Annotated in this window: 17 protein-coding genes, 2 tRNA genes and 1 pseudogene; 17 read left to right on the forward strand and 3 right to left on the reverse strand. The window is 59.8% G+C overall.

The genetic code is table 11. From position 1 onward, the window contains the following. Positions 1-19 precede the first annotated feature (19 nt). Positions 20-553 carry an oligoribonuclease gene (orn, locus tag AC0IXS_RS17620; RefSeq protein ID WP_004883550.1) on the forward strand — a complete coding sequence of 178 codons (534 nt, stop codon included), beginning with the start codon at positions 20-22 and terminating at the stop codon, positions 551-553. 112 nt (positions 554-665) lie between these two features. After that, positions 666-1,277, forward strand: coding sequence for a trimeric intracellular cation channel family protein (locus AC0IXS_RS17625; protein ID WP_004883552.1), 612 nt, complete (start codon positions 666-668; stop codon positions 1,275-1,277). A gap of 55 nt (positions 1,278-1,332) precedes the next feature. Here AC0IXS_RS17625 and queG read toward each other — a convergent pair whose 3' ends face one another. Beyond that, a complete protein-coding gene (gene queG, locus AC0IXS_RS17630; protein ID WP_057409331.1) occupies positions 1,333-2,415 on the reverse strand; it encodes a tRNA epoxyqueuosine(34) reductase QueG in 1,083 nt (360 codons plus the stop codon). Positions 2,416-2,478: 63 nt separating this feature from the next. On the opposite strand from queG, the gene AC0IXS_RS17635 reads away from it, so the two are divergent. The 13 genes and pseudogenes from AC0IXS_RS17635 to AC0IXS_RS17695 all read left to right on the forward strand — a co-directional run bounded on the left by AC0IXS_RS17635 (position 2,479) and on the right by AC0IXS_RS17695 (position 17,600). Beyond that, complete coding sequence (locus AC0IXS_RS17635) at positions 2,479-3,969, forward strand: bifunctional ADP-dependent NAD(P)H-hydrate dehydratase/NAD(P)H-hydrate epimerase (protein ID WP_057409330.1); 1,491 nt, start codon at positions 2,479-2,481, stop codon at positions 3,967-3,969. A 29-nt stretch (positions 3,970-3,998) separates the two neighbouring features. Further along, on the forward strand, positions 3,999-4,427 hold the full coding sequence (gene tsaE / locus AC0IXS_RS17640) for a tRNA (adenosine(37)-N6)-threonylcarbamoyltransferase complex ATPase subunit type 1 TsaE (protein WP_194732919.1): 429 nt from the start codon (positions 3,999-4,001) through the stop codon (positions 4,425-4,427). A gap of 14 nt (positions 4,428-4,441) precedes the next feature. After that, complete coding sequence (locus tag AC0IXS_RS17645; protein WP_025996896.1) at positions 4,442-5,866, forward strand: N-acetylmuramoyl-L-alanine amidase; 1,425 nt, start codon at positions 4,442-4,444, stop codon at positions 5,864-5,866. 62 nt (positions 5,867-5,928) lie between these two features. Continuing rightward, positions 5,929-7,827 (forward strand): DNA mismatch repair endonuclease MutL, encoded by a 1,899-nt coding sequence (mutL, locus tag AC0IXS_RS17650; RefSeq protein WP_162863451.1) that lies wholly within the window; start codon positions 5,929-5,931, stop codon positions 7,825-7,827. Further along, entirely contained in the window at positions 7,828-8,799 is a 972-nt protein-coding gene (miaA, locus tag AC0IXS_RS17655; protein ID WP_191953987.1) for a tRNA (adenosine(37)-N6)-dimethylallyltransferase MiaA, read from the forward strand. Positions 8,800-8,890: 91 nt separating this feature from the next. Then, the gene (gene hfq / locus AC0IXS_RS17660; protein ID WP_002551819.1) at positions 8,891-9,151 is read left to right on the forward strand and encodes an RNA chaperone Hfq; all 261 of its coding nucleotides are present in this window, start codon (positions 8,891-8,893) and stop codon (positions 9,149-9,151) included. Between the two features lie 12 nt (positions 9,152-9,163). Then, positions 9,164-10,465 (forward strand): ribosome rescue GTPase HflX, encoded by a 1,302-nt coding sequence (gene hflX / locus AC0IXS_RS17665; RefSeq protein ID WP_004883568.1) that lies wholly within the window; start codon positions 9,164-9,166, stop codon positions 10,463-10,465. Between the two features lie 96 nt (positions 10,466-10,561). Then, positions 10,562-11,740 (forward strand): FtsH protease activity modulator HflK, encoded by a 1,179-nt coding sequence (gene hflK, locus AC0IXS_RS17670; RefSeq protein WP_122667998.1) that lies wholly within the window; start codon positions 10,562-10,564, stop codon positions 11,738-11,740. Then, positions 11,740-12,609 carry a protease modulator HflC gene (gene hflC / locus AC0IXS_RS17675; RefSeq protein ID WP_004883571.1) on the forward strand — a complete coding sequence of 290 codons (870 nt, stop codon included), beginning with the start codon at positions 11,740-11,742 and terminating at the stop codon, positions 12,607-12,609. Before hflK ends, hflC begins: the two co-directional genes overlap by 1 nt. 283 nt (positions 12,610-12,892) lie before the next feature. Beyond that, complete coding sequence (locus AC0IXS_RS17680; protein ID WP_025996900.1) at positions 12,893-14,080, forward strand: ATP phosphoribosyltransferase regulatory subunit; 1,188 nt, start codon at positions 12,893-12,895, stop codon at positions 14,078-14,080. 54 nt (positions 14,081-14,134) lie between these two features. Then, the gene (locus tag AC0IXS_RS17685; RefSeq protein WP_025996901.1) at positions 14,135-15,427 is read left to right on the forward strand and encodes an adenylosuccinate synthase; all 1,293 of its coding nucleotides are present in this window, start codon (positions 14,135-14,137) and stop codon (positions 15,425-15,427) included. 1,054 nt (positions 15,428-16,481) lie between these two features. Beyond that, positions 16,482-16,694: pseudogene (locus tag AC0IXS_RS17690) on the forward strand (methyl-accepting chemotaxis protein); the annotation flags it as partial. A gap of 201 nt (positions 16,695-16,895) precedes the next feature. Next, entirely contained in the window at positions 16,896-17,600 is a 705-nt protein-coding gene (locus AC0IXS_RS17695; RefSeq protein ID WP_422047588.1) for a methyl-accepting chemotaxis protein, read from the forward strand. A 142-nt stretch (positions 17,601-17,742) separates the two neighbouring features. Here AC0IXS_RS17695 and AC0IXS_RS17700 read toward each other — a convergent pair. Then, a tRNA-Leu gene (locus AC0IXS_RS17700) sits at positions 17,743-17,829 on the reverse strand. A 161-nt stretch (positions 17,830-17,990) separates the two neighbouring features. Next, positions 17,991-18,077 (reverse strand) — tRNA-Leu (locus tag AC0IXS_RS17705). Positions 18,078-18,301: 224 nt separating this feature from the next. Between AC0IXS_RS17705 and rnr the strand changes: the two genes are divergently transcribed. Together rnr and rlmB are read left to right on the forward strand one after the other, a co-directional pair. Beyond that, on the forward strand, positions 18,302-20,938 hold the full coding sequence (rnr, locus tag AC0IXS_RS17710; RefSeq protein WP_122667996.1) for a ribonuclease R: 2,637 nt from the start codon (positions 18,302-18,304) through the stop codon (positions 20,936-20,938). Beyond that, a complete protein-coding gene (gene rlmB / locus AC0IXS_RS17715; protein ID WP_004883581.1) occupies positions 20,935-21,696 on the forward strand; it encodes a 23S rRNA (guanosine(2251)-2'-O)-methyltransferase RlmB in 762 nt (253 codons plus the stop codon). The genes rnr and rlmB overlap by 4 nt, the downstream gene beginning before the upstream one ends. The last annotated feature ends 204 nt before the right edge of the window (positions 21,697-21,900 follow it).

The raw sequence follows: 21,900 nt of genomic DNA on the forward strand, positions 1-21,900 counted from the left end.
TACGCTGAGGAGTCGTGATATGCAGAACAAGCAGAACCTTATCTGGATCGACCTGGAAATGACCGGTCTGGACCCTGACACCGATGTCATCATCGAAATGGCCACGATCATCACCGATAGTGAGCTGAACACCCTGGCAGAAGGTCCGGTGCTCGCGATTCACCAGAGCGATGAGACGCTGGCGCGAATGGACGAGTGGAATACCCGTCAGCACGGCGGCTCGGGCCTGACCCAGCGCGTACGTGAAAGCACGGTGACGATGGCGGATGCCGAGGCGCAGACTCTGGCCTTCATCATGCAATGGGTGCCTGAGCGCAGTTCGCCGATCTGTGGCAACAGCATCTGCCAGGACCGTCGCTTCCTGTATCGCCATATGCCGACCCTGGAACACTACTTTCACTACCGCAATCTTGACGTCTCCACGCTCAAGGAACTGGCCGCGCGCTGGTCGCCGAACCTCAAGTTCCAGAAGGGCAGTACGCACCTGGCGCTGGACGACATTCGCGAGTCGATTGCCGAACTGCGCTTTTACCGCGAGCACTTCATCAAGTAACACGTGAGGCCAGTGCAGCGAATGCATGTTCGCTGCACTCTTTCAGTGCATAAGCCTTTCGGCGCACAACGGCGCTGGTTAAACTGCGCGCCCTTGTCGCCGAGTCGTCACCATGTTGCTGATGCTTTACCTGATTGCGATCACTGCTGAAGCCATGACCGGCGCACTGTCTGCCGGGCGACGCGGCATGGACTGGTTCGGCGTGGTGCTGATCGCCTGCGTCACGGCGTTGGGTGGCGGTTCGGTACGTGATGTGCTGATCGGCCATTACCCACTGACCTGGGTCAAGCACCCGGAATACCTGGTGCTGACCAGTATTGCGGCGCTGGTGACCATTTTTATCGCCCCGCTGATGCGGCATCTGCGCTCGCTGTTTCTGGTGCTCGATGCGCTCGGGCTGGTGGCCTTCACATTGATTGGCTGCATGACTGCGCTGGAAGCCGGGCACGGCATGCTGATCGCGTCGGTGTGCGGGGTGATTACCGGTGTGTTCGGCGGCATACTGCGGGATATCTTCTGCAATGACATTCCGCTGATCTTCCGTCGCGAACTGTACGCCAGCGTCTCGTTCCTTGCCGCGTGGTGCTTTCTGCTGTGCGGTTATCTGGAGTTGCCGTCCGAACAAAGCGTGCTGATCACCCTGTTCGGCGGCCTGCTGCTGCGCCTGCTGGCGATCCGTTTCCACTGGGAAATGCCCAAGTTCGTCTACAAGGATGAGCCTTGATCTGATGGGCGCTCTAACGCGCGTGGGTGCGGGGGCTTTACTGATCGCACATGCGTCAGGAACGCCCATGCCTGCCCAGCGCCCACGCCACATGCTCTCTGACCATCTCGGATGGATAATCACGCCGGGCTTCCAGCGCTTCTATCACCGGAATGGTCGAAGGTGCATTACCCAGTCCGACCGCCAGATTTCTCAGCCAGCGTTCATACCCGGCACGTCGCAAGGGTGAGCCTTCGGTGCTGTTCAGAAATTTATCTTCATCCCATAGAAACAGCTCGGCCAACCCGGCGTTGTCCAGATTGTGGCGAGGCTGGAAGTCGCTCTGGTCGGTGGGGCGGGCGAAGCGGTTCCAGGGGCAGACGATCTGGCAGTCATCACAGCCGAATACCCGATTCCCAATCAAAGGTCGCAGCTCTTCGGGGATGGAGGTCTTCAGCTCGATGGTCAGGTAGGAGATGCAGCGGCGCGCATCCAGCACGTAAGGACCGACAAAGGCTGTCGTCGGACAGATGTCGAGACACGCCGTGCAGCGCCCGCAATGTTCGGTGGCGTGTGGCGGATCGACCGGCAGCGGGATGTCCACAAACAGCTCGCCGAGAAAGAAATAACTGCCGGCCTTGCGATTGAGCACCAGCGTGTTCTTTCCGATCCAGCCCAGCCCGGCCTGTTCGGCGATGGCTTTTTCCAGCACCGGCGCGCTGTCGACGAAGGCCCTGAAACCAAACGGACCGATGGCTTGCTGGATGCGCTCTGCCAGTTGTTGCAGGCGTTTGCGGATCAGCTTGTGATAGTCGCGTCCCAATGCGTAGCGGGACACGTAGGCCTTTTCAGGCTCGGTCAGGCGCTGAGCCATTTCCGTGTCGCCTGGCAGATAGTCCATACGCAGCGATACTACCCGCAACGTTCCCGGCACCAGCTCTTCAGGATGGGAACGTTTGCTGCCATGGGCTGCCATATAGTCCATTTCGCCGTGATAGCCCGCTTCGAGCCAGCGTTGCAGATGCTGCTCGTGCTCTGCCAGATCGAGCCCGGAGATGCCGACTTCCTGAAAACCGAGCTCACGGCCCCACGCCTTGATCGATTGCGCAAGGGTGACAAGGTCGTCAGCGGTGGGAAGTTCAGCGGTAATAGCGGACATGCGCAGAGAGAAACCAGAGACAAGGTGCGTATAATTCTGCCAGACATCGGAGCCTAGAGACGCATGTTAGACACGAAACCCGAATTACCCGACGCGCTGTACAGCGCTGCGCAGGTGCGTGACCTCGATGCCCGGCTGATTGCCGCAGGCACGCCAGGCTTCGAATTGATGCAGCGTGCCGCGCACGCAACCTGGCGGGCGATCCGCAGGCGCTGGCCCGAAGCGAGCGAACTGACGGTGCTGGCCGGGCATGGCAACAACGCCGGAGACGGTTATCTGGTGGCCTCGCTGGCCCACAAGACCGGCTGGCAGGTGCGTCTACTGGCCGTCGGTGATCCTGCTGCGTTGCAGGGCGACGCTGCACTGGCCTACGCCGCTGCGTCGGGCGTCAATATCCAGCCCTGGGCCAATCAGACCATGGCTGGCATCGTGGTGGATGCTCTCCTGGGAACAGGTCTGCAGGGTGATGTGCGCGATCCTTATCGTTCAGCTATCGAGGCGATCAATGCCAGCGGCTTGCCGGTAGCGGCGGTGGATATTCCCTCGGGCTTGTGTGCCGATACCGGGCATTGCCTGGGTGTTGCCGTGCGTGCAGACCTGACCGTGACATTTATCGGCCTGAAGATGGGCATGCTGACCGGCGATGCCCCCGATCTGATCGGGCAACTGATCTTTGATGATCTACAGGCCGACAAGGCCATCGTCGCCCAGGCGCCGGTAACTGCAAAACGACTCGACAAAACCAGCCTGCCTTTCCTGGCCCCTCGACCGCGCACGGCTCATAAAGGTATGTACGGCCGCGTGCTGGTCATCGGTGGCGATCACGGTTTTGGCGGTGCGGCACTGTTGAGCGCCGAAAGCGCATTGCGCAGCGGGGCAGGCATGGTCACGCTGGCGACCCGCACCGAACATGTGCCCGCTGCGCTGACGCGCATGCCCGAGATCATGAGCGCAGGCATCCACTCGGCCAACCAGCTCATGACGCTGATCGAGGCAGCCAGCGTACTGGTTGTCGGGCCTGGTCTGGGGCAGGACAGCTGGGGGCGCAGCCTGCTGTCTGCGGCAGCCAATGCAGATCGGCCGCAGGTCTGGGATGCCGATGCGCTCAATCAACTGGCAACCGGGCAGGTGGTCCTGCCGAAGAACAGCGTTATCACCCCGCATCCCGGTGAAGCGGCGCGTCTGCTGGGTATCAGTACTCAGGAGGTGCAGAACGACCGCGCCGCTGCAGCCCACGCTCTGGCGCGTAAATTCAATGCCGTCTGCGTGCTCAAGGGCTCAGGCAGCCTGATCGCCGATGTCGATGGGCGACTGGCGCTGTGTGATCGCGGTCACCCTGCCATGGCCACTGCAGGCCTTGGTGATGTGCTGGCCGGGCTGACCGGTGCGCTGATGGCTCAACACATGAGTGCGTTCGATGCGGCCTGTCTGGCGGTGTGGCTGCATGCCAGTGCCGGTCAGAAAGTCGGTGCATCGGGGCGTGGCATGGCAGCCAGCGATATTATTCCCGCCATTCGTCAGTTACTGGAGGAGCTGAAACCGTGTCTGATTTAACGCTGCATGTGATTGGCGAAGAGGCCATGATGGCTTTCGGCGCACGCCTCGCGCAGGTCACCGAGGGTGTAGGCGTCATTTTTCTGGACGGGGATCTGGGCGCGGGCAAGACCACGCTTTCGCGAGGCCTGATACGTGGATTCGGGCACGAAGGGGCTGTGAAGAGCCCGACCTTTACCCTCGTTGAACCCTATGAAATAGGGACGATCAAGGTCTTCCACTTCGACTTGTATCGCCTGGTCGATCCAGAAGAACTGGAGTTCATGGGCGTGCGTGATTACTTCGACGGTGACTCACTTTGTCTCATTGAGTGGCCCCAGCGTGGTGCAGGCTTTTTGCCAAAGCCTGACCTGACCATTACCATTAGCCCGCACGGAGAAGGTCGTTCCGTGATATTGAGCCCCACGGGTTCGCGTGGCGAACGTTGGTGTGCCACTTTGGCTTTGGAATTCAAATAGATATGGGGTTAGGTATGCGCATGCGCGCGCTGGTTACTGTAGTAGGTCTGCTGTTGATGGCCTTGGCTGTCGAAGCGCTGGCCGCTACGCAAGTACGAAGTGTCCGCTTATGGCGAGCGCCGGACAACACTCGGTTGGTATTCGACCTTTCAGGACCTGTCCAGCACAGCGTATTTACCCTGACTTCACCTGACCGTCTGGTGATCGACATCAATGGCGCGACATTGGGCGGACCGCTCAATGTGTCGACTGCTAACACGCCGATCACCAGCATGCGTTCTGCGCAGCGCACTGCGACGGATCTGCGCGTGGTCATCGACCTTAAAAAGGCCGTGACGCCGAAGAGCTTCACGCTGGCGCCGAATCAGCAGTACGGCAACCGCCTTGTGGTTGATCTGTTCGACAACGCTGCCGACGCCAACCCTACGCCGGTGCCGACGATTGCTGACACCCCTGCGAACACTGCGCCTGCGGTGCCGATCAGCCCGTCCAAGCCTGAAGTCAAGCTGACGCCGGTGCCCAACGGCAAGCGCGATATCGTGGTCGTGATCGACGCCGGTCATGGTGGTGAAGACCCGGGTGCTTCCGGCAGGGGCGGTGAGAAAGAGAAAAACGTGGTGCTGTCGATTGCACGTGAGCTGCAACGGCAGATCAATGCCGAGAAGGGCTACCGCGCCGAGCTGACGCGCACCGGCGACTACTTCATCCCGTTGCGCAAACGCACCGAGATCGCCCGCGCCAAGGGGGCCGACCTGTTCGTTTCCATTCACGCCGACGCTGCGCCGTCCACGGCGGCCTTTGGCGCGTCGGTGTTCGCCCTGTCTGATCGTGGTGCAACCTCCGAAACCGCGCGCTGGCTGGCGGACAGTGAAAACCGTTCCGACCTGATTGGTGGTGCCGGTGCCGTGAGTCTCGATGACAAGGACCGCATGCTGGCGGGCGTACTGCTCGACCTGTCCATGACGGCATCGCTGTCGTCGAGCCTGAACGTCGGCCAGAAAGTCCTGAGCAACATCGGTCGGGTGACTTCGCTGCACAAGTCCCGTGTCGAGCAGGCAGGCTTCATGGTGCTCAAATCGCCGGACATTCCGTCGATCCTGGTGGAAACCGGCTTTATTTCCAATGCCAACGAAGCCAATAAGCTGTCCTCGGCCTCGCATCAACAGGCACTGGCGCGTTCGATCAACTCCGGCGTGAAGCAGTTCTTCCAGCAGAACCCGCCACAGGGCACTTACATCGCCTGGCTGCGCGACAACGGCAAGCTGGCCCAGGGCCCGCGCAACCATGTCGTACGCTCCGGCGAAACACTGGCCATGCTGGCCGCACGTTACGACATGAACATCGCCACATTGCGCAGCGCCAATGGCCTGAAGTCCGATGAGTTGAAAATCGGTCAGGACCTGCGCATTCCGAGCTCCGAGGTTGCAACACAGCCATGAATGAAGAAGCCGCCAGCAGCGACCTTCTGCTCGAAGGCATTGAGCCGCAAGTCGAACAGGCCATCCTGAACGCCGCTCGCATCGAACTGCTCAGTCCGCGACTGGCGAACCAGATTGCGGCGGGCGAGGTGGTCGAGCGCCCTGCGTCGGTGATCAAGGAATTGCTGGAAAACAGCCTCGATTCCGGTGCGCGACGTATTGACGTCGATGTCGAGCAGGCCGGTATCAAGCTGCTGAAAGTGCGTGACGATGGCAGCGGTATCTCTTCGGATGACCTGCCCTTGGCGCTGGCGCGCCATGCGACGAGCAAGATCCGCGATCTGGAAGACCTTGAGCGCGTGATGAGCCTGGGCTTTCGCGGTGAGGCCCTTGCATCGATCAGTTCGGTCGCACGTCTCACCCTGACGTCCCGCACCCGAAACGCGGATCAGGCCTGGCAGGTCGAGACCGAAGGTCGCGACATGGCGCCCCGCGTTCAGCCTGCTGCGCACCCGGTCGGTACGTCCGTGGAAGTGCGTGATCTGTTTTTCAACACGCCTGCTCGCCGCAAGTTTCTCAAGGCTGAAAAGACTGAATTCGATCATCTGCAGGAAGTGATCAAGCGCATGGCGCTTGCGCGTTTCGACGTGGCCTTCCATTTGCGCCACAACGGCAAGACCATTCTTAGCCTGCACGAAGCCCATGACGACACCGCCAGAGCGCGTCGCGTGTCGGCCATCTGCGGACCGGGCTTTCTGGAGCAGGCGCTGCCGATCGAGATCGAGCGCAACGGTCTGCATCTGTGGGGCTGGGTCGGATTGCCGACGTTCTCTCGCAGCCAGGCAGATCTGCAGTATTTCTTCGTCAATGGCCGAGCAGTGCGCGACAAACTCGTCGCCCATGCGGTGCGTCAGGCGTATCGCGATGTGTTGTTCAATGGCCGTCACCCAACCTTCGTGCTGTTTTTCGAAGTCGACCCGGCGGCTGTAGACGTCAACGTTCACCCGACCAAGCACGAAGTGCGCTTCCGTGACGGACGCACTGTGCACGATTTTCTGTACGGCACGCTGCACCGTGCGCTGGGTGACGTTCGGCCGGAAGATCAGTTGTCCGGCAGCGCACCTGTGACAGCGATTGTGCGTCCGACCGGCCCCGAAGCGGGCGAGTTCGGGCCGCAGGGCGAGATGCGTCTGGCCAATAACGTGCTCGAACAGCCGCAGGGCGAGACCTATGCACGTCCCGCAGGCTCTGGCTCGGGCGGCGGCTATCAGTATCAATACTCGCCGCGGCCGGCTTCGCCGGGTGCGCCCGTTGCCGAAGTGCAAAGCGCCTACCGCGAGTTTTTCGCGCCGCTGCCGGGCACCACGCCGACGTCGTTGCCAGAGTCGCCTGCTGATATTCCACCGCTGGGGTATGCGCTCGCGCAGCTCAAAGGCATCTACATCCTGGCTGAAAACGCCCACGGGCTGGTGCTGGTGGACATGCACGCCGCCCATGAACGGATCATGTACGAGCGCCTGAAAATCGCCATGGCCAACGAAGGCCTCAGCGGACAGCCGCTGCTGGTGCCCGAGTCCATCGCGGTCAGTCAGCGCGAAGCGGATTGCGCTGAAGAACATCTTGCGACCTTTCAGCGCCTGGGTTTCGAATTGCAGCGTCTTGGCCCCGAGACGCTGGCCATCCGACAGATCCCCGCGTTGCTCAAGCAGGCCGAGGCCAACCGGCTGGTCAGCGATGTGCTCGCGGACCTGATGGAATATGGCACCAGTGACCGGGTGCAGGCGCACATGAACGAGCTGCTGGGCACCATGGCCTGTCATGGCGCGATCCGGGCCAACCGTCGTCTGGCGATCCCGGAAATGAACGGCCTGCTGCGCGACATGGAAAACACCGAGCGCAGCGGACAGTGCAATCACGGTCGTCCCACCTGGACCCAGATGGGGCTCAACGACCTGGATAAATTATTCCTGCGCGGTCAATGAATGAATGTTTTACCTCCGGCCATCTTTCTCATGGGGCCAACCGCAGCGGGCAAGACCGATCTTGCCATCGAACTCACCAAGGTCCTGCCGTGTGAGCTGATCAGCGTCGATTCGGCGCTGGTCTATCGCGATATGGACATCGGCACGGCCAAGCCTTCCAAGGCGCAACTGGTCGAATTTCCGCACCACCTGATCGACATACGCGACCCGTCGCAGAGCTATTCGGCGGCTGATTTTCGTACCGACGCACTGGCCGCCATGGATGAAATCACCGCACGGGGAAATATTCCTTTGCTGGTGGGCGGCACTATGTTGTATTTCAAGGCTCTATTGGACGGGTTGGCGGACATGCCGGCGGCGGATGCGCAGGTTCGGGCACAGCTCGAAGCCGATGCGCTGGCCCATGGCTGGCAGTGGTTGCATGATCAATTGGCGGTGGTCGACCCGGTGTCGGCGGCACGTATTCACCCCAACGATCCGCAGCGCTTGATCCGTGCACTGGAGGTTTATCGCGTCAGCGGAACGAGCATGACCGCACATCGCGAGCAACAAACTGCGCAAAGTACCGAAGCAGCGGCATCGGGGCGTCAGCAATTGCCCTATACTGTCGCGAATCTTGCGATAGCTCCGGCTGATCGCAAGGTACTGCATGACCGCATCGCACTACGTTTTTTGCAAATGCTGGACCAGGGGTTTCTGGACGAAGTACTGGCATTGCGCTCACGAGGCGACCTGCATTCAGGTCTGCCATCGATACGAGCCGTCGGTTATCGCCAGGTCTGGGATCACCTGGATGGAAAGCTGACACGGGATGAAATGCAGGAGCGCGGCATCATTGCAACGCGCCAACTGGCCAAACGGCAATTTACCTGGCTTCGCAGCTGGGAGAATTTGCACTGGTTGGACAGCCTGGCCAGCGACAATCTGCCACGCGCCTTGAAATACCTGGGATCGGTCTCCATATTGGGCTGAGTCCTTGCAATAGCCGTCTATCCTTGGGGGGTGGCCGGTAAGCCAATCGAATTCGATTTATTATTTATTGATCCTTAAAGGAGTGCGGCACATGTCAAAAGGGCATTCGCTACAAGACCCTTACTTGAATACCTTGCGTAAAGAGAAGGTCGGGGTATCGATCTACCTGGTCAACGGTATCAAGCTGCAGGGCACGATCGAGTCTTTCGACCAGTTCGTCATTTTGCTGAAAAACACTGTCAGCCAGATGGTTTACAAACACGCTATTTCCACCGTCGTACCGGTTCGTCCGATTCGTCTGCCCAGCGCCACCGACGCTGACGGCGCCGATGCCGAGCCAGGTAACGCCTGATAGGAGTCTGCCTTGTTCTTTGAGCGCCACAGCGGTGGTGAACGTGCAATTCTCGTTCACCTGGATGGTCAGGACCCTGAGGCGCGCGAAGATCCGCAGGAGTTTCAGGAGTTGGCCATGTCGGCTGGCGCCGATACCGTCGCGTTTATCAACGTGCCGCGTCATCGGCCATCCGCCAAATACCTGATTGGCTCTGGCAAGGTCGAGGAGCTTCGCGACCAGGTCAAGGCCGAGCAGGCCGACATCGTGATCTTCAATCACACCCTCACGCCCAGTCAGGAACGTAACCTCGAACGTGTTTTCGAGTGTCGCGTGCTTGATCGCACCGGTCTGATTCTGGATATCTTCGCGCAGCGCGCACGGACCCATGAAGGCAAGCTGCAGGTCGAACTGGCCCAGCTTGAGCACATGAGTACCCGTCTGGTGCGAGGCTGGACTCACCTTGAGCGTCAGAAGGGTGGTATCGGCCTGCGTGGACCGGGTGAAACCCAGCTCGAAACGGACCGTCGTCTGCTTCGGGTTCGTCTGCGCCAGATCAAGGGTCGTCTCGAGAAGGTTCGCAGTCAGCGTGATCAGGCCCGTCGCGGCCGTCGTCGTGCCGATATCCCTTCGGTTTCGCTGGTGGGTTACACCAACGCCGGCAAATCCACACTGTTCAACGCCGTGACCGATTCCGATGTGTTCGCAGCCGATCAGCTGTTCGCCACGCTGGACCCGACATTGCGTCGTCTGCAACTCGACGACCTGGGCCCCATCGTACTGGCCGATACAGTGGGCTTCATTCGTCACCTGCCGCACAAGCTGGTCGAAGCCTTCCGCGCCACGCTTGAAGAATCGAGCAACTCCGATTTACTGCTGCATGTGATCGACTCCCACGAGCCGGACCGCATGTCGCAGATCGAGCAGGTCATTGCCGTGCTCGGCGAGATCGGTGCCGAGGGCTTGCCGATACTTGAGGTCTATAACAAACTCGATCTGCTTGAAGGTGTAGAGCCTCAGATACAGCGTGATGCCGATGGCAAGCCGCAACGTGTCTGGGTGTCTGCCCGTGATGGTCGTGGGCTGGACCTGCTCAAGCAGGCCGTGGCCGAACTGCTGGGTGACGACCTGTTCGTCGGCACCCTGTGTCTGCCTCAGCGTCTTGCCCGGCTGCGCGCCCAGTTCTTCGAGCTGGGTGCCGTGCAGAGCGAGACGCACGACGAGGAAGGCTCAAGTCTTCTGGCAGTGCGTATACCGCGCGTTGAACTCAATCGTCTGGTGACTCGCGAAGGATTGCAGCCGCTGGAGTTCATCGAGCAACACACTTTGCAATAAAAGCACGGGAAAGCCGTTGTACGGCTTTCGCGGGCATTCTGTAGCATGGGGCGGCGCGCCGATGGTGCGTCTTTGCTTTATCAGATGGAGAGCGCTATGGCTTGGAATGAGCCGGGTGGCAACTCGAATAATCAAGATCCCTGGGGTGGTAAACGCCGTGGCGGCGACCGCAAGGGGCCACCTGATCTCGACGAGGCCTTCCGTAAGCTGCAGGAAAGCCTGAATGGGCTGTTCGGCGGCGGTAAGAAACGCAGTGGTGATGGCGGCAATGGCGGCAGTTCGGGCAAGGGCGGCGGCTTCGGTCTGCTCGGCATCGGTCTGGTCGTGCTCGTCGCTTTCTGGCTTTACAGCGCGATCTATGTCGTCGACGAACAGGAGCAGGCAGTTGTACTGCGTTTCGGCCAGTACCATGAAACCGTGGGTCCGGGTCTGAACATCTATTTCCCGCCGTTCGATCGCAAATACATGGAAAACGTCACTCGCGAGCGTGCCTACAGCAAGCAGGGCCAGATGCTCACCGAAGACGAGAACATCGTCGAAGTGCCGCTGACCGTGCAATACAAGATCAGCAATCTTCAGGATTTCGTCCTGAACGTCGATCAGCCTGAAATCAGCCTGCAGCACGCCACTGAAAGTGCGTTGCGCCATGTCGTGGGTTCCACGGCGATGGATCAGGTGCTGACCGAAGGCCGTGAACTGATGGCGAGCGAGATCAAGGAGCGCCTGCAGCGTTTCCTCGATACCTACCGCACCGGTATCACCGTGACTCAGGTCAACGTGCAGAGTGCTGCGGCGCCGCGTGAAGTGCAGGAAGCGTTCGATGACGTGATCCGTGCCCGTGAAGACGAGCAGCGTGCACGCAACCAGGCGGAAAGCTACGCCAACGGTGTGATCCCGGAAGCTCGTGGTCAGGCCCAGCGTATTCTTGAAGACGCCAACGGTTATCGTGACGAAGTGGTTTCCCGTGCCAAGGGTGAGGCTGACCGCTTTACCAAGCTGGTCGCCGAATACCGCAAGGCACCTGAAGTGACCCGTCAGCGTCTGTATCTGGACACCATGCAGGAAGTCTTCAGCAATACCAGCAAGGTGCTCGTGACCGGTGACAAAGGGCAGAACAATCTGCTGTATCTGCCGCTCGACAAGATGATGGAAAACAGTCGCAGCGGTACCGGTAACACCCCGAGTACCGGTGGTTCATCCGCGACTGGAACTGATGCCGGCGTGCGAGCGACCGATACTCAGCAGCGCGATGTACGTACCAGGGAGAGTCGCTGATGAGCAATAAATCGCTGATCACCCTAATTGTTGGTGTGGTACTGGCAGTCATTGCCTGGAACAGCTTCTACATCGTGTCCCAGACCGAACGCGCAGTGCTGCTGCAATTCGGTCGCGTGGTGCAGGCTGATGTACAGCCGGGCCTTCACGTGAAGGTTCCTTACGTGAACCAGGTGCGCAAGTTCGACGGCCGTCTGCTGACCCTCGATGCTCCGACCCAGCGTTTTCTGACGCTGGAGAAGAAAGCCGTGATGGTCGACGCCTACGCCAAATGGCGCGTGAAGGATGCCGAGCGTTTCTACACGGCAACTTCCGGTCTGAAGCAGATTGCCGACGAGCGTCTGTCGCGTCGCCTGGAATCGGGTCTTCGTGACCAGTTCGGTAAGCGCACCCTGCACGAAGTCGTGTCGGGTGAGCGTGACGCACTGATGGCGGACATCACCGGTTCCCTGAACCGCATGGCCGAGAAAGAGCTGGGTATCGAAGTGGTCGACGTTCGCGTCAAGGCCATCGACCTGCCCAAGGAAGTGAACCGCAGTGTTTTCGAGCGCATGAGCACCGAGCGTGAGCGTGAAGCCCGTGAACACCGTGCCAAGGGTAACGAACTGGCGGAAGGCATCCGTGCCGACGCCGATCGTCAGCGTCGTGTGCTGCTGGCCGAAGCCTACCGCGAGTCTGAAGAGGCGCGTGGTGATGGTGATGCCCAGGCAGCGGCGATCTACTCCAAGGCCTACGGTCAGGATCAGGAGTTCTATGCGTTCTATCGCAGCCTGCGCGCCTACCGTGAAAGCTTCGCGAACAAGAGCGACATGCTGGTGCTTGACCCGAACAGCGAGTTCTTCCGCTATCTGGAAAAAGCCAAGCCGTAATATCTGGCTGTAATAAATTACCCGCCGGGCGGCAAAACCGTCCGTTGGGGTGATCGTTCGGTAAAACGTGTGTATCATGCGGCAGCCGGGAAATTCCCGGCTTTTTTGCGTCTGCACGATTGATTGGCTGAAGCCCGCGTGGCGATCGGCAAGATTTTTCGAGGAAAGTGGTCTGCAAGGCCTGTCTCGGGCGTTTGTCGTGCCCGTCATACAGCGCACCACTTTCTGCTTCACTCAAGGTTGGCCTCAAGGCTGGCCGCCCGGATCACAGGGGAATGGCGTAATGGCAACGGTTGACCGCTGGCTGCTACCAGATGGCATCGAAGAAGTACTGCCACCGGAAGCGGCGCGCATTGAAGTAGCGCGTCGTCAGGTGTTGGATCTGTTTCAGAGCTGGGGCTATGAGTTCGTCGTCACCCCGCATATCGAGTATCTGGAGTCTCTGCTGACTGGCGCAGGCTCGGATCTGGATCTGCGCACCTTCAAGGTCATCGATCCTCAATCGGGTCGGCAGATGGGCTTCCGTGCCGACATCACGCCGCAGGTTGCGCGAATCGACGCACACACCCTCAAGCGTGAAGGCCCGAGCCGTCTGTGCTACGCGGGCAGTGTTCTGCATGCCCAGCCGCGCGCGCTGTCGTCTTCGCGCAGCCCGATCCAGCTCGGTGCCGAACTGTACGGCGATGCAAGCCCGAGCAGTGACGTTGAAGTGATCAGCCTCATGCTCGCCATGCTGCAACTGGCCGATGTGCCGGATGTGCATATGGATCTTGGGCATGTCGGTATCTACCGTGGGCTGGCGCGTGCTGCCGGTCTGTCGGGCGAAGTCGAGCAACAGCTGTTCGATGCGCTGCAACGCAAGGCCATCGATGAAGTGATCGCCCTGACGGCCAATCTGCCGCAGGAGCTGGCGTCGATGCTGCGTGCACTGGTTGACCTTTGTGGTGGTCATGAAGTCCTGGCTGCGGCCCGTGATCGTCTGGCCGGTGCGCCGGAGCCCGTGCTCGCTGCGCTGGACGATCTGGTGAGCATCGCCGACCGCCTCGCAGCGCGCTTCCCGCAGTTGCCGTTGTATTTCGATCTCGGTGAGCTGCGTGGCTATCACTACCATACCGGCGTCGTGTTCGCGGTCTTCGTGCCGGGCGTCGGGCAGTCGATTGCCCAGGGCGGTCGCTACGACGACATCGGTGCCGATTTCGGCCGTGCACGTCCGGCCACCGGCTTTTCCACTGACCTGAAAACCCTGGTCACACTGGGGCAGGCAGAAATCGTATTACCGTCCGGTGGCATCTGGATGCCGGACAGCACGGATGCAGCACTCTGGCAGCAGGTTTGCCAGTTGCGCAGCGAAGGTCAACGTGTGGTTCAGGCGTTGCCTGGGCAGCAGGTAAGCGCGGCACGTGAGGCCGACTGTGACCGGCAATTGATTCAGCATGGCGAGCACTGGCAGGTAATGCCGCTGGCTTCTTGAGTATTCCTGCCGGCCGCCGCCGGCACCAAGTTTGCGTGAATGAGGACGAGTGTTATGGGTAAGAATGTCGTAGTCCTGGGCACCCAGTGGGGTGATGAGGGCAAAGGCAAGATCGTTGATCTGCTGACCGAACATGCTACCGCCGTAGTTCGCTATCAGGGTGGCCACAACGCGGGTCACACCCTGGTAATCGACGGTGAGAAAACCGTATTGCACCTGATTCCGTCCGGTGTACTGCGCGAAGGCGTGCAGTGCCTGATCGGTAACGGTGTGGTGGTTGCTCCCGACGCACTGCTGCGTGAAATCATCAAGCTGGAAGAGAAAGGCATCCCGGTGCGCGAGCGTCTGCGCATCAGCCCTTCCTGCCCGCTGATCCTGTCGTATCACGTTGCGCTGGATCAGGCGCGTGAGAAGGCCCGTGGCGAGTTCAAGATCGGTACGACCGGTCGCGGCATCGGCCCGGCTTACGAAGACAAGGTTGCACGTCGCGGTCTGCGCATCGGCGACCTGTTCCACCGTGAGCGTTTCGCGTCCAAGCTGGGCGAGTTGCTGGATTACCACAACTTCGTGCTGGTCAATTACTACAAAGAGCCTGCGATCGATTTCCAGAAGACACTCGACGAGTGCATGGAATACGCCGACATGCTCGAACCCTTGATGCTCGACGTCACCGCCACGCTGCATGAGATGCGTCGCGACGGCAAGGACATCATGTTCGAAGGTGCTCAGGGTTCGTTGCTGGACATCGACCACGGTACTTACCCGTACGTCACCAGCTCCAACACCACGGCTGGCGGCATCGCCACCGGTTCGGGTTTCGGACCGATGTACCTGGATTACATTCTGGGTATCACCAAGGCTTACACCACGCGCGTCGGCTCGGGTCCGTTCCCTACCGAGCTGTTCGATGACGTTGGCGCTTTCCTGGCCAAGCGTGGCCATGAGTTCGGTGCTACCACCGGTCGTGCCCGTCGTTGCGGCTGGTTCGATGCCGTCATCCTGCGTCGCGCTATCGAAATCAACAGCATCTCGGGCCTGTGCCTGACCAAGCTGGACGTGCTCGACGGTCTTGAAACCATCAACATCTGTGTGGGTTACAAGAACGAAAACGGCGCGGTGATCGACGCGCCGACCGATGCCGACAGCTACCTGGGTCTGGAGCCGGTCTACGAGCAGATGCCAGGCTGGAGCGAATCCACGCTGGGCGCTCAGACGCTGGAGCAGTTGCCAGCCAATGCGCGCGCTTACATCAAGCGTGTCGAAGAGCTGGTAGGCGCACCTATCGACATCATCTCGACCGGTCCTGATCGCAACGAAACCATCGTTCTGCGTCACCCGTTCGCGTAACACGTCGTTAGTTGCAAAAAGAAGGGCCGCCATGTGCGGCCCTTTTTTGCATTCAGAGCATGGCACGGCACCACTGATCGTTCCTCACGCTCTGAAGTGGGAATGCCGCTCAGGACGCTCCGCGTCCGATCCTCTCGGAGCAGGCAAAATGTGAATTGCATCACGGCACGGCCCTTGCTATACAAACGACAGAAAAGTGCCACTATTTTAATGGCGCTCAGGTTGGAGGGATTCTCCTGTGTCGGCTGTGTTATCTCTTTTGCAAAGTCGTTTGCTGCGCCCAGTGTTCATTGCGCTGGGCATCGCCCTTTTGGTGCAGGTGGTGGTCGCGGTTGCGCTCACCCGGAGCACGGTCACCGCACTTGAAGCGGATCTGACCAATCGTCTGGGTGTAGATTCGCAACATGTCTCTTCCGAGCTGGAGCGGGCGAGTAGTGAAGTGACATCCAGTCTGGATGCGCTTTCTACCAGTACCCGTCAGCGTCTCAGTACCGGTCTGTCCTCGCGTCTTAAAAAAGAGCAGGCGCAACTGCGCGCCACGCTGGAGAAAGACCTCAGGGAATCCGCGACCGACATGGCCGAGCTGCTGGCTGCGGTTGCGCCGCGTGCCATGTGGGATAACGACACACCGACACTTTCCGAATTTGCCCGTCGTGCGCAGCGCAATCCCAATGTGCTGTTCGTGGTGTATGACGATGCAGCTGGCGAGCACCTGACACGCTACATGAACCGCGACAATCCCCTGGTCAAGGCGCTTCTCGCCAAAGGGGAGGGTGAGCGGGCGATGGACAAGATCCTCAACGCTGCGAAAAACGATCCGTCGGTGTATTACGTCGAAGCCTCCATCAGTCCTAACGGTGTCGAAATCGGCAAGGTGCGCATGGGCGTCTCGACGGCGACGGTCGAGGAAAACCTGGCTGCGCTGGACAAGCGTTTCGCCACGTTGATCACCAGCGGCGAGCAGTTGGTATCGGAAAGCCTGGCGGGTGCTTCAAAAGACAGTTCAGCGGCGCTGCGCACTCGTCTGGAGTCCGCGCAAGCAGCAGCAACCGCAATGGCCAGCAATACCCGTTCTGCAGTTCAGGATGCGGCTCAAACCTTGCGCTGGAATATCGCCGTCGGACTTGCCGTCATCGGTCTTGGCGTACTGCTTCTGTTGGCAGTGGTGCTGGGCCGTCGTGTGGTCAGCAAGCTGCATCTGCTGATCGCGGCGCTCAATGACTTGGCAGCAGGTGAGGGCGACCTGACGCGCCGGGTGAAGCTCGACAGCAACGACGAGATCGGCGACATGTCGGCTGCGGTCAATCGTTTCATCGACAAGCTTCAGCCCATCGTTCGAGAAGCAGGCGAGGTGGCGCAACTGACCGGTGTCGAGATCGGCGCCATGAGCCAGAGAAACGCGGGCGCCGATGCCGCTGCTGCGTTGCAGCGGGATGAGGTGGCGGCGAGCCTGCAAGCGCTTGAACAAATGGCTGATGAGGCTCAGGCGGAAAGCCAGGCCATGCAGGAAGCATTGCGTCAGGTCATCGACATCAAACAGGCCACCGATGAAAACACGCGTACTTCCAATCAGGTTGGCGGGCTCATAGAAGCGCTGGCCGGTCAGGTGGAAACCGGTGCTCAGGTGATCGAGCGTCTGGCGCGGCAGAGCGAGCAGATCGAGGTGGTGCTTGAAGTGATTCATGGCATTGCCGAGCAGACCAACCTGTTGGCCCTCAACGCAGCCATCGAAGCAGCGCGCGCAGGTGAAACCGGCCGTGGCTTTGCCGTCGTGGCTGACGAAGTCCGCGCCCTGGCCAGCAAGACCCAGAGTTCGACCGGCGATATTCAGGAGCACATCACCAAATTGCAGGCCGGTGCCAAAGAGGCAGTAGCAACGATTGGCCTGGCCGGGCGTCAGGCGAAGGAAGGGCTGGCTGTGCTGCGTGACAGCGCAAGGCTGCAGCAAACCGTGCAGGCCTCGGTCGAGCAGGTGCATGCGGCGATCGGACTGGCCACACGAGCGGCTGAGCATCAGGCGCAGGGCGCTCATGCCGTGAAAGGGCGTGTTGAAGTGATTCATGCGCAAGCCGAAAAAGCTGCTCGGGCGGTGGTGGAGACGACGGCAAGCGGCCGGACGCTGGACAAGCTTTCGGTGCGTCTGAAGGCGAGTCTGGGGCAGTTCAGAGCGTAAGAGTGTGGATCAGGCTGGCGGGTGGTCACCATCCGCCAAAGCGTCCTTGGATATTGGAGGGCGGGGCGCGCAGGGCAAAGATGACAACAGTTTCAAATACCGGAAAGCAAAAAACCGAGCCATTGGCTCGGTTTTTTTGAATTGGTGCCCAGAAGAAGACTCGAACTTCCACGACCTTGCGGTCACCAGCACCTGAAGCTGGCGTGTCTACCAATTTCACCATCTGGGCAGTATCAGCGACGTCGCCGTTGCTGATGGGGCGCACTATACGGCGATCGTTTTATTCTGTAAACCCCTGTTTTGATTTAATAATCAAAACCCTAGAATGCAAAAACCCGCTTTCGCGGGTTCTTGTGTGACATCAACCTGTTGTAGGCTGTTGCATTGAATTGGTGCCCAGAAGAAGACTCGAACTTCCACGACCTTGCGGTCACCAGCACCTGAAGCTGGCGTGTCTACCAATTTCACCATCTGGGCAGTATCTTGAGGCCTTGACCTGTCGATGGCGCGCACTATACGGAGCGTCTTTTGGGCTGTAAAGCCCATCGATGAAAAAAACTCCAAAAATTTCGCCAGCGGCGTGAATCGGGTCTTTCAGGGCAGTTTCAAGCGTTTTCAGTGAGCTGATTGAGCGTGAAATTTCCCGTTTCATAAGGTCTATGCCAAACTAACCCCTATATATACAAGGTGAAAACTATCTAATGGCCGATTGGCAGTCCCTCGATCCCGAGGCCGCTCGTGAAGCGGAAAAATACGAAAACCCTATTCCCAGCCGTGAGCTGATCCTTCAGCACCTTGCCGAGCGTGGTTCGCCGGCCAGTCGCGAGCAACTGGTCGAAGAGTTCGGCCTGACCACTGAAGACCAGTTCGAGGCTCTGCGCCGTCGCCTTCGTGCGATGGAGCGCGACGCTCAATTGATCTACACACGTCGTGGCACTTATGCGCCAGTGGACAAGCTCGACTTGATCCTCGGCCGCATCTCCGGCCATCGCGACGGTTTCGGCTTTCTGGTCCCTGATGACGGCTCCGATGACCTGTTCATGAGCCCGGCGCAGATGCGTCTGGTGTTCGACGGCGACCGTGCCTTGGCTCGCGTTTCCGGTCTGGACCGTCGCGGCCGCCGCGAAGGCGTGATCGTCGAGGTCATTTCCCGTGGTCACGAATCCATCGTGGGTCGTTACTTCGAAGAGAGCGGCATCGGTTTCGTCATTCCGGACAATCCGAAAATCCAGCAGGAAGTGCTGGTGACACCGGGTCGCAACAATGGCGCGAAGATCGGTCAGTTCGTCGAGGTGAAGATCACCCATTGGCCAACGCCGCGCTTCCAGCCGCAAGGCGATGTGGTTGAAGTGGTCGGCAACTACATGGCGCCTGGCATGGAAATCGATGTCGCGCTGCGCACCTACGACATTCCTCATGTATGGCCTGAGGCCGTGCTCAAGGAAGCGGCGAAACTCAAGCCGGAAGTCGAGGACAAGGACAAGGAGCACCGCGTCGATCTGCGTCACCTGCCGTTCGTGACCATCGACGGTGAAGATGCACGCGACTTCGACGATGCCGTCTATTGCGAAGCCAAACCGGGCAAGCTGCGCCTGTTCTCTGGTGGCTGGAAGCTCTACGTGGCGATTGCCGACGTATCGAGCTACGTGAAGATCGGCTCGGCGCTGGACGCCGAATCCCAGGTGCGCGGCAACTCGGTGTACTTCCCCGAGCGTGTCGTGCCGATGCTGCCTGAGCAGTTGTCCAACGGCCTGTGCTCGCTGAACCCGCACGTCGATCGTCTGGCCATGGTCTGCGAGATGACCATCTCCAAGACCGGCGAGATGACGGATTACGTGTTCTACGAAGCCGTTATCCATTCCCATGCGCGCCTGACCTACAACAAGGTCAGCACGATTCTGGAGCAGCCGAAAACGGCTGAAGCCAAAAGTCTGCGTGGCGAATACGGCGATGTCGTTCCGCACCTCAAGCAGCTTTATGCGCTGTACAAAGTGCTGCTGGGCGCGCGCCATGTACGTGGTGCCATCGACTTCGAAACGCAGGAAACCCGGATCATCTTCGGTTCCGAGCGCAAGATTGCCGAGATCCGTCCGACCACGCGCAACGATGCTCACAAGCTGATCGAGGAGTGCATGCTGGCGGCCAACGTGGCCACCGCTGAATTCCTGAAGAAGCACGAAATCCCTGCGCTGTATCGCGTGCACGATGGCCCGCCGCCAGAGCGTCTGGAAAAGCTCCGTGCTTTCCTGGGTGAGCTGGGTCTGTCATTGCACAAGGGCAAGGATGGTCCGACGCCGAAGGATTATCAGGCGCTGCTTGAAACCGTTCGCGACCGTCCCGACTACCATCTGATCCAGACCGTGATGCTGCGTTCGTTGAGCCAGGCTGTGTACAGCTCGGACAACAACGGCCACTTCGGTCTCAACTATGAAGCCTACACGCACTTTACCTCGCCGATCCGTCGTTATCCGGACCTGCTGACCCACCGTGCGATTCGTAGTGTGATCCGTTCCAAGCAGGACACGCCGCACGTGCGTCGTGCCGGTGCTGCAACCATTCCGAAAGCGCGCATCTATCCGTACGACGAAGCGTTGCTGGAGCAAATGGGCGAGCAGTGCTCGATGAGCGAGCGCCGTGCCGACGAAGCCACTCGCGACGTGGTGAACTGGCTCAAGTGCGAGTACATGAAGGACCGCGTCGGCGAGTCGTTCCCGGGTGTGATCACGGCCGTCACCGGCTTTGGTCTGTTCGTCGAGCTGACCGATATCTATGTCGAAGGTCTGGTGCACGTCACTGCCTTGCCAGGTGACTACTACCACTTCGATCCGCTGCACCATCGTCTTGCCGGCGAACGCACCGGGCGTAATTTCCGCCTGGGCGACACGGTAGAAGTGAAGGTCATGCGCGTCGATCTGGATGAGCGCAAGATCGACTTCGAAATCTCCGAAAAGTCTGCAGCGACGACTTCTTCGCCGGGCCGCAAGCGCCGTGGCCATGAAACTGCAACGCCTGCCGCTGCCGCCGAAAAGGAAAAGGCTCCGGCCAAATCCGGACGTCGTACAGCGGCTACCAAGGAAGCGCCGGTCGAGGCCTATCGCCCGAGCGACGCTGCGGCGAAAAACGCAGAAGTGCGCAAGAGCCGTGAGATGAAAAAAGCCCTTCTGGCTGAAGCGAAGGGTGGTAGCAAGGCGTCGTCGGGAAAGTCTGAAAGGTCCGATTCGGGCTCTGCACCTTCCTCAGGCAAGACCAGTAAACATCGTAAAGGTGGCTCGTCGAAAACGGGCTCCGCGTCATCGTCCAAGGGCGGTAGCGTTCGTAAACCCAAGGCCAAGTCATGAGTCAGCTGGAAAAAATCTACGGCGTTCATGCCGTGGAAGCGTTGCTTCGTCATCACCCGAAGCGGGTCAAGCACATCTGGCTCGCGGAGGGTCGCAGCGATCCTCGCGTTCAGGTGCTCGTCGAGCTGGCGGGTCAGAATCGCGTCACCATCGGCCAGGCCGAACGCCGCGAAATGGATGCCTGGGTTGAGGGTGTGCATCAGGGCGTTGTGGCCGATGTCAGCCCGAGCCAGGTCTGGGGCGAAGCAATGCTCGATGAGCTGCTGGACCGCACCGAAGGCCCGCCTTTGTTGCTGGTGCTCGACGGCGTGACCGATCCGCATAATCTGGGTGCCTGCCTGCGTACCGCCGATGCGGCGGGTGCGCTGGCAGTGATCGTGCCTAAGGACAAGTCGGCAACGCTGACACCGGCTGTACGAAAGGTAGCTTGTGGCGCGGCGGAAGTGATTCCGCTGGTGGCTGTGACCAACCTGGCGCGTACGCTGGAAAAACTGCAGCAGCGCGGCCTTTGGGTTGTCGGTACGGCGGGGGAGGCTGAGCAGGAGTTGTATCAGCAGGACCTGACCGGCCCGACGATTATCATCATGGGTGCCGAAGGCAAGGGTATGCGTCGCCTGACCCGCGAGCACTGCGATTATCTTGTGCGCCTGCCAATGGCAGGTAGCGTCAGCAGCCTGAACGTATCCGTGGCGACAGGCGTTTGTCTGTTCGAAGCGCTGCGTCAGCGCAGCGCCAAGGCGACCGGCAAGAAAGGCTGATCGCAGAATCCGCTGAAATGATCATGCCCACGCTGATCTGCTCAGCACGTGGGCACTGGTGATCTGTTCAAATAATCACCAATTGCCTTGCGCCCCACACGACCCTTCTCTACAATTGCGCCCCTTGCTGTCATGGCAGGCGCTCATGTGCCTGTTCCTGAGCAAGACCAACAGTGTCATTCACTCCTTGTCTGACCGCTTTCG

It is taken from the genome of Pseudomonas sp. AC016 (assembly GCF_979253365.1).

Excerpts from the sequence above, each read along its gene's own strand:
- orn (WP_004883550.1), top strand. The coding sequence starts at position 20 with ATGCAGAACAAGCAGAACCTTATCTGGATCGACCTGGAAATGACCGGT.
- AC0IXS_RS17625 (WP_004883552.1), top strand. The coding sequence starts at position 666 with ATGTTGCTGATGCTTTACCTGATTGCGATCACTGCTGAAGCCATGACC.
- queG (WP_057409331.1), bottom strand. The coding sequence starts at position 2,415 with ATGTCCGCTATTACCGCTGAACTTCCCACCGCTGACGACCTTGTCACC.
- AC0IXS_RS17635 (WP_057409330.1), top strand. The coding sequence starts at position 2,479 with ATGTTAGACACGAAACCCGAATTACCCGACGCGCTGTACAGCGCTGCG.
- tsaE (WP_194732919.1), top strand. The coding sequence starts at position 3,999 with ATGGCTTTCGGCGCACGCCTCGCGCAGGTCACCGAGGGTGTAGGCGTC.
- AC0IXS_RS17645 (WP_025996896.1), top strand. The coding sequence starts at position 4,442 with ATGCGCATGCGCGCGCTGGTTACTGTAGTAGGTCTGCTGTTGATGGCC.
- miaA (WP_191953987.1), top strand. The coding sequence starts at position 7,828 with ATGAATGTTTTACCTCCGGCCATCTTTCTCATGGGGCCAACCGCAGCG.
- hfq (WP_002551819.1), top strand. The coding sequence starts at position 8,891 with ATGTCAAAAGGGCATTCGCTACAAGACCCTTACTTGAATACCTTGCGT.
- hflK (WP_122667998.1), top strand. The coding sequence starts at position 10,562 with ATGGCTTGGAATGAGCCGGGTGGCAACTCGAATAATCAAGATCCCTGG.
- hflC (WP_004883571.1), top strand. The coding sequence starts at position 11,740 with ATGAGCAATAAATCGCTGATCACCCTAATTGTTGGTGTGGTACTGGCA.
- AC0IXS_RS17680 (WP_025996900.1), top strand. The coding sequence starts at position 12,893 with ATGGCAACGGTTGACCGCTGGCTGCTACCAGATGGCATCGAAGAAGTA.
- AC0IXS_RS17685 (WP_025996901.1), top strand. The coding sequence starts at position 14,135 with ATGGGTAAGAATGTCGTAGTCCTGGGCACCCAGTGGGGTGATGAGGGC.
- AC0IXS_RS17695 (WP_422047588.1), top strand. The coding sequence starts at position 16,896 with ATGGCTGATGAGGCTCAGGCGGAAAGCCAGGCCATGCAGGAAGCATTG.
- rnr (WP_122667996.1), top strand. The coding sequence starts at position 18,302 with ATGGCCGATTGGCAGTCCCTCGATCCCGAGGCCGCTCGTGAAGCGGAA.
- rlmB (WP_004883581.1), top strand. The coding sequence starts at position 20,935 with ATGAGTCAGCTGGAAAAAATCTACGGCGTTCATGCCGTGGAAGCGTTG.